This is a genomic window from Collimonas antrihumi (assembly GCF_018304965.1).
GTDB classification, from domain to species: domain Bacteria; phylum Pseudomonadota; class Gammaproteobacteria; order Burkholderiales; family Burkholderiaceae_D; genus Collimonas; species Collimonas antrihumi.
In genome coordinates this window covers 135,815-142,062 of the sequence record NZ_JAGQED010000009.1, presented here as the reverse complement: position 1 = coordinate 142,062, position 6,248 = coordinate 135,815, and the positions used below count along the sequence as shown (strand labels likewise).

Annotated in this window: 7 protein-coding genes; 3 read left to right on the top strand and 4 right to left on the bottom strand. The window is 56.0% G+C overall.

Annotated features, from left to right (window positions below; genetic code table 11):
* Window positions 1–90: 90 nt before the first annotated feature.
* Together lysS and prfB are read right to left on the bottom strand one after the other, a co-directional pair.
* On the bottom strand, window positions 91–1,617 hold the full coding sequence (gene lysS, locus KHU29_RS10770) for a lysine--tRNA ligase (RefSeq protein WP_211452799.1): 1,527 nt from the start codon (window positions 1,615–1,617) through the stop codon (window positions 91–93).
* Window positions 1,618–1,718: 101 nt separating this feature from the next.
* A protein-coding gene (gene prfB / locus KHU29_RS10765) for a peptide chain release factor 2 (protein WP_211452798.1) occupies window positions 1,719–2,823 on the bottom strand; the annotation gives its coding sequence in 2 pieces (ribosomal slippage) (window positions 1,719–2,741 and window positions 2,743–2,823; 1,104 coding nt in all).
* Window positions 2,824–3,026: 203 nt separating this feature from the next.
* Between prfB and KHU29_RS10760 the strand changes: the two genes are divergently transcribed.
* A complete protein-coding gene (locus KHU29_RS10760; protein ID WP_211452797.1) occupies window positions 3,027–3,791 on the top strand; it encodes a hypothetical protein in 765 nt (254 codons plus the stop codon).
* Window positions 3,792–3,797: 6 nt separating this feature from the next.
* Here KHU29_RS10760 and KHU29_RS10755 read toward each other — a convergent pair whose 3' ends face one another.
* Complete coding sequence (locus KHU29_RS10755; protein WP_211452796.1) at window positions 3,798–4,079, bottom strand: helix-turn-helix domain-containing protein; 282 nt, start codon at window positions 4,077–4,079, stop codon at window positions 3,798–3,800.
* Window positions 4,076–4,459, bottom strand: a complete 384-nt coding sequence (locus tag KHU29_RS10750; protein WP_211452795.1) for a type II toxin-antitoxin system RelE/ParE family toxin — start codon at window positions 4,457–4,459, stop codon at window positions 4,076–4,078. The genes KHU29_RS10755 and KHU29_RS10750 overlap by 4 nt, the downstream gene beginning before the upstream one ends.
* A gap of 181 nt (window positions 4,460–4,640) precedes the next feature.
* Here KHU29_RS10750 and KHU29_RS10745 point away from each other — a divergent pair, with 181 nt between their 5' ends.
* Together KHU29_RS10745 and KHU29_RS10740 are read left to right on the top strand one after the other, a co-directional pair.
* Complete coding sequence (locus tag KHU29_RS10745; RefSeq protein WP_211452794.1) at window positions 4,641–5,243, top strand: DJ-1/PfpI family protein; 603 nt, start codon at window positions 4,641–4,643, stop codon at window positions 5,241–5,243.
* A complete protein-coding gene (locus KHU29_RS10740; RefSeq protein ID WP_211452793.1) occupies window positions 5,231–6,238 on the top strand; it encodes a GlxA family transcriptional regulator in 1,008 nt (335 codons plus the stop codon). Before KHU29_RS10745 ends, KHU29_RS10740 begins: the two co-directional genes overlap by 13 nt.
* Window positions 6,239–6,248: the final 10 nt, after the last annotated feature.

Sequence of the window (6,248 nt, the reverse complement as noted above, 5' to 3'; positions counted from 1 at the left end):
GCGGGGAGCGTAATTTACGACAGTCTCACCATCGTAAATTACGCTCCCCGCGCGGCTCTGACCCCATTTGACTGCGTTGCTGCTGATTGATCAGTCTTCGCGGCGGAGATGTGGGAACAGCAGTACGTCGCGGATGTTTGGCGAGTCGGTGATTAGCATCATCAGGCGATCGATGCCGATGCCGCAGCCGCCGGTCGGGGGCATGCCGTATTCCAGCGCGCGGATGTAATCGGCGTCGAAGAACATGGCTTCTTCGTCGCCGGCGTCTTTGGCTGCAACCTGCGCCTGGAAGCGGGCGGCCTGGTCTTCAGAGTCGTTCAACTCGGAGAAGCCGTTGGCGATTTCACGGCCGGTGACGAACAACTCGAAACGTTCGGTGATGCCTGGTACGGTATCGGAGGCGCGTGCCAGCGGCGATACTTCGACCGGATAATCGACGATATAGGTCGGATCCCACAATTGCGCTTCTGCGGTCTCTTCAAACAAGGCCAGTTGCAGCGCGCCGAGGCCGGCATGGGCGTGTGGCTTGACGCCGAATTTTTTCAATTCGGCCTTGATGAACTCGGCATCTTGCAGTTGCGCATCCTGGTATTGCGGCGCATATTTGTTGATGGCGCCGACAATCGTCAAACGCTGGAACGGCTTGCTCAGATCCAGTTCGCGGCCTTGATAAGTCAGGGTGGCGGTGCCGTGGGCATCGATAGCAGCCTGACGGATCACTTGCTCGGTGAAATTCATCAGCCATTGATAGTCGACGTACGCCGCATAGAATTCCATCATCGTGAATTCCGGATTGTGGCGCGGTGACACACCTTCATTACGGAAGTTACGATTGACTTCAAACACGCGTTCGAAACCGCCAACCACCAGGCGCTTCAGATACAGCTCAGGCGCAATACGCAGGAACATCTGCATGTCCAGCGCATTGTGGTGGGTGATGAACGGCTTGGCCGCGGCGCCGCCGGGGATGGCGTGCAGCATCGGCGTTTCGACTTCCATGAAGTCGTTTTTTTCCATGAAGCGACGGATCGACGACATCGCAGCGGTACGCACTTTGAAGGTGCGGCGTGTGTCTTCATTCATGATCAGGTCGACGTAACGCTGGCGGTATTTGGTTTCCTGATCGGCCAGGCCGTGGAATTTGTCCGGCAGCGGGCGCAGTGATTTGGTCAGCAGGCGCAGGGTAGTTACCTTGATCGACAGTTCGCCAGTCTTGGTCTTGAACAGCGTGCCTTCGGCGCCGAGGATGTCACCCAGGTCGTAATGCTTGAAGCTGTCGTAATTGTCTTCGCCGATATTTTCTTTGGTGATGAACAGCTGGATGCGGCCGTCGGCATTGCTGCCGGAGGCGTCCTGCAGAGTGGCGAAGGAAGCCTTGCCCATCACCCGTTTCAACATCATGCGACCGGCAACCACAACCTTGACTGCGGCGGCGTCCAGCGTTTCGTTTTCCTGCCCGGCATATTCGGCCTGGATGCTGGCGGCTTTGTGCGTCGGCCGGAAGTCGTTAGGGAAGGCCACGCCTTGCGTGCGCAGGGCGGTCAGCTTGCTGCGGCGTTCCGCGATGATTTTATTTTCGTCTTGCGGGACAGGTTGCTGCTGATTGTCTGTCGTCATGTCAGTGTCTTTTAAAGTGGTGCGGTGAAACGTCTGTGGTGCGGCGAGAAAGACATTGCCACGGACCTGGTCCGTGGCATGGTTTGCAACTGCTTTGTAACTTACACGCCTTGCTTGAGCGAGGCTGCGATGAAGTCGTCAAGATCGCCGTCGAGGATGGCCTTGGTATTGCCGCTCTCAAAGTTGGTACGCAAATCCTTGATGCGCGATTGATCCAGCACGTAAGAGCGAATCTGGTGGCCCCAGCCGACATCGGTCTTGGAGTCTTCCAGCTTTTGCTGCTCGCTCATGCGCTTGCGCAATTCCAGTTCATAAAGTTTAGCTTTCAGCATGTCCCACGCTTCAGCGCGGTTACGGTGCTGGCTGCGGTCGTTCTGGCATTGCACGACAATACCGGACGGCATATGCGTCAGGCGCACTGCGGAGTCGGTCTTGTTGATGTGCTGACCACCGGCGCCGGATGCGCGGTAGGTATCGACGCGGACATCGGCCGGGTTGACATCGATATCGATCGAATCATCCACTTCCGGGTACACGAACAGACTGGAAAATGAAGTGTGGCGGCCGTTGGCAGAGTCGAAAGGCGATTTGCGCACCAGCCGGTGCACGCCGGTTTCAGTGCGCAGGAAGCCGTAGGCGTAATCACCCTCGACCTTCAGCGTGGCGGTCTTGATGCCGGCCACTTCACCGTCGGACTGTTCCAGGATGTCGACCTTGAAACCCTTGCGTTCGCAATAGCGCAAATACTGGCGCAACAGCATCGATGCCCAATCCTGCGCTTCGGTACCGCCGGCGCCTGCCTGGATATCGATGAAGCAGTTGTTGGGATCCATCGGATTGCTGAACATGCGGCGGAATTCCATGCCTTCGACCAGCTTGCGCAAGCCTTCGGTATCGGCTTCGACAGCCTCTATGGTTTCTTCGTCCTGCTCTTCGCGAGCCATCTGGAACAGGTCGCTGGTGTCGCGCAGATCGGCTTCGATCTTGGTCAGCGTCAGGACGATGGCTTCCAGGGATTTCTTTTCCTTGCCCAGGTCTTGGGCGCGTTTCTGGTCGTTCCAGACTTCCGGATCTTCCAGTTCGCCATTGACCTGGTCGAGTTTCTCTAACTTCGTATCGAAGTCAAAGATACCTCCGAAGTTCGGCTTCGCGGCTGGTCAGGTCCGCAAGCAGGTTTTGTAGGGAATTTAAGCGTTCGGCTTCCATTTTCGGCTCTTTTGCAATCAAACCCTAAATTATACGCCAGCGCCATGGCAGATGGCCCTGCTGTTTGTATTTCGCCTATTTTTGGCGATCTTTTTTCGATGAATATGCACAAATGTGAACCATTGCAACAAGGCCGCTATCGAACCTGCAACTCTCTACAATGGATGCGAGCTTGATGATTCACCTACCGGGTCTTGCCATACATGTCGATTAAGGCAAATATCAGTCGTTGCAATGTCTGTTTGTCATCATTTTTATTGGTGATCCCGCTGTGTCTGGGACTCGGTGCTTGCGGCCTGCTGGCGCCGACGCCGGCGCCGCACGGCGAAGTTCAGGGAGCTTCCAGCAGCGGTTCGGAACTGGCGCAGTCCGATGTCAATCGTTTCGCCACCCTTGCCATGCGCGACAATCTGGATAGTCTTTATCGCTTGCTGGATAAGTTGTACCGACGCAATCCTGCCGAGTGGAAAAAGACCGCTACCAGCCGCGAGCTGGCGATCAAGCGCGTGCGTGATGCTATCGAAGCGCGCCAGCCGTGGCCTGAGTTGCAAGGCAGGCATGATATTCAGGCGTTATCGCTGGCGCTAACCCCGGATTTCAGCGGCGACCGGGTGGCGGCTTTTATCTACGGCGCGGCCGACATGATCATCGTCGCGCATGGCGGTAAAACCAGGTTTTATCTGATTGACGGTTTCGACGCCCAATATCTGTACAACGCCGCGCGCAACATGGAGATAGCGTCGTGGATATTGAACAGCCGGAAAAATCCCGCGGGCCAGCCTTTGCTGTTGTCCAACGATATCAGCGACAGTGAACGCAATATCAGTTTCGAAAGAGAGTTTGGCAAGATCATCGGTCGCATCGATCTGCTGGCCGAGATGACGACTGAAAAATATAAGCGTGCCGGAATCAGTTATTTGCAGAATATGGTGGGTGGTACGTTTTTGCAGTTTCTGCCGGTACGTTAAACGCTATCAGGCAACCTCGAGTTCAACGTGCACACGGCGGCCAAGCGCTGCAGCGATATTCACCAGTGCATCCAGCGAAAAGCGCGATACCCGACCTCGCAACAAGTCGTTGACGCGCGGTTGCGTCACGCCGCAATGGCTGGCTGCCTCAGTCTGCGTCCAAGCGCTTTCCTTCACGATATCGGCAATCTGTTGCATCAGCTCAGCCCTGGCGCGCAGATTTGCGGCTTGCTCCGGTGTGTCGGCAAGCGCGTCCCACACGCTGGCGTAGCTTTCGATTTTGCTCATTTGTTACCTCTCATCACTTGCGCAAGGCGTTCCCTGGCAATGTCAATATCGTGTCTGGCCGTGGCGTGCGTCTTCTTTTGGAAAGCGTGAAGCACATATACAGCATCAGTAAGGCGCGCTGTCGCTGCGCATATAACCCGATAAATGCCCGAAGCGTCCCTTATCCTGATTTCTTCAACGCCCATGCCGATTGACGGCATGGGTTTAAAGTCATCCGGCTGTTTGCCCTTTTGCACTTTATCAAGTTGATAGCCAGCATCTTGCTTTGCATCTTCGGGAAACTGGCGCAGGCATTTCAACGAATCGCCAAGGAAACGCACCGGTTTCACAGGTTGATTATACTGGTTCGGATATAAAATGCAATTGGTTTGAATGGGCATAGCGATGTCGATTAAGGCAACAGGTGATAGTTGAGTCGATCGTTGACGGCAAGCCAGGATGTCCGGTTTTGTCCGCATTATGTCTACAGGGAGCATTTCGCGATACCCGCCTTAGGCTTAATCTGATTTCAACGATAAAAGTCCGGCCCCGGACTTCTCGTGAGTTGAATGAGGTCTAAGCATGCTGAGCGTAGGAATACTGGTTTTTGACGATGTTGAAATTCTGGATTTTTCCGGCCCTTACGAAGTGTTTTCCACCGCGGCCCGGGTGCATGGCCGAAGCAACGGCAATCATGCTGCCGCAAACCTGTTCCAATGTTTTCTGGTGGCGCCGAGCATGCGTCCGGTGCGCGCTCGCGGCGGCATGAAAGTGCTGCCTGACTGTGTGTTGCTGCCATCTGCGGAATTGGATGTGCTGCTGGTGCCCGGCGGCAATGTTTCTGCCATCCTCAATAACGACGCGGTGATCGACTGGATCGCTACGCAGTCGCTGGGTACGGTTATCACCGCTTCGGTCTGTACCGGCGCCTTCCTGTTGGCCAAGGCGGGTTTGCTGGATGGGTTGGATGTCACCACGCATTGGGAGGATCAGGATGATTTGCAGACAGGTTTTCCGGCGCTTTCTGTCAAGCGTGATGTGGCGTGGGTAGATTGCGGTAAAGTGGTCACTTCCGGCGGTATTTCAGCGGGCGTCGACATGAGCCTGCATCTGGTCGAGCGATTGGCTGGATCCGAACTGGCTGCCGCCACTGCCAGACAGATGGAGTATCGATGGTTGCAATAGCCGACAACATGGGCGCCGGTGAAATCACCATTCCGGTCTATTTCCTGCTGCGCGACGCCACCATGGCGCTTGACCTGATCGGTCCGGCGGAAGTGCTGCGCTATGCCAACCGGATCGCCGAGCGCGAAGGGCGGCCGAATTTCTTCGATGTGCGCTATATCAGCGCGGCGGACAACATCAGTACTTCCATAGGACTTGGCTTAACCGGCTTTGGTCCACTGCCGGATAGCCTGCCCGCCAATGCCATCCTGGTGCTCAACGGTTGCACCGGCAGCGACGACGATTTCAGCAGCATGGCCGATCAACGCGCAGTGAGCTGGCTGCGCACCCATTGGGGCGCGTCGCATAAATTATTATGCATTTGCAGCGGCGCCTTGCTGGCCGGTTACGCCGGTTTGCTCGACGGCCGCCAGTGCACCACGCATCACAGCCATTGCGATGACCTGCGCCGCATCGCGCCGCGTGCGCATGTTTTAGAAAACCGGATTTTTGTCGAAGATCGCAACGTGTACACCAGCGCAGGCGTTACCACCGGCATCGATCTGGCGCTGCATGTGGTAGCGCAAATTTGCGGCCACGCCCGCAGCGCTTCGATTGCCAGATCGCTGGTTGTTTATATGCGGCGTGCCGGAAGCGATCCGCAATTGTCGCCATGGCTGGCATGCCGCAATCACTTGCATCCAGCGGTACACCGGGTACAAGACGCCGTGATCGGCAACCCTGCGAACGATTGGGATTTACAACAGCTGGCAGATATTGCCTGCACCAGCGAACGCCATCTGACCCGCCTGTTCCGCGAACATACCGGCAGCAGCCTGGTCGACTACATCCAGCGAATCCGCGTTGCCCTGGTACGCGAACTGCTGACCCAGTCCAAGCTAGACATGGAGCAAGTAGCGCAACAAGCAGGCTTCAATTCAACCCGCCAATTACGCCGTGTCTGGAGCAAATTCGAAAGTCTCCCGCCAAGCCACCAACGCCAAACCAACAGTTAAATAGTTAAAT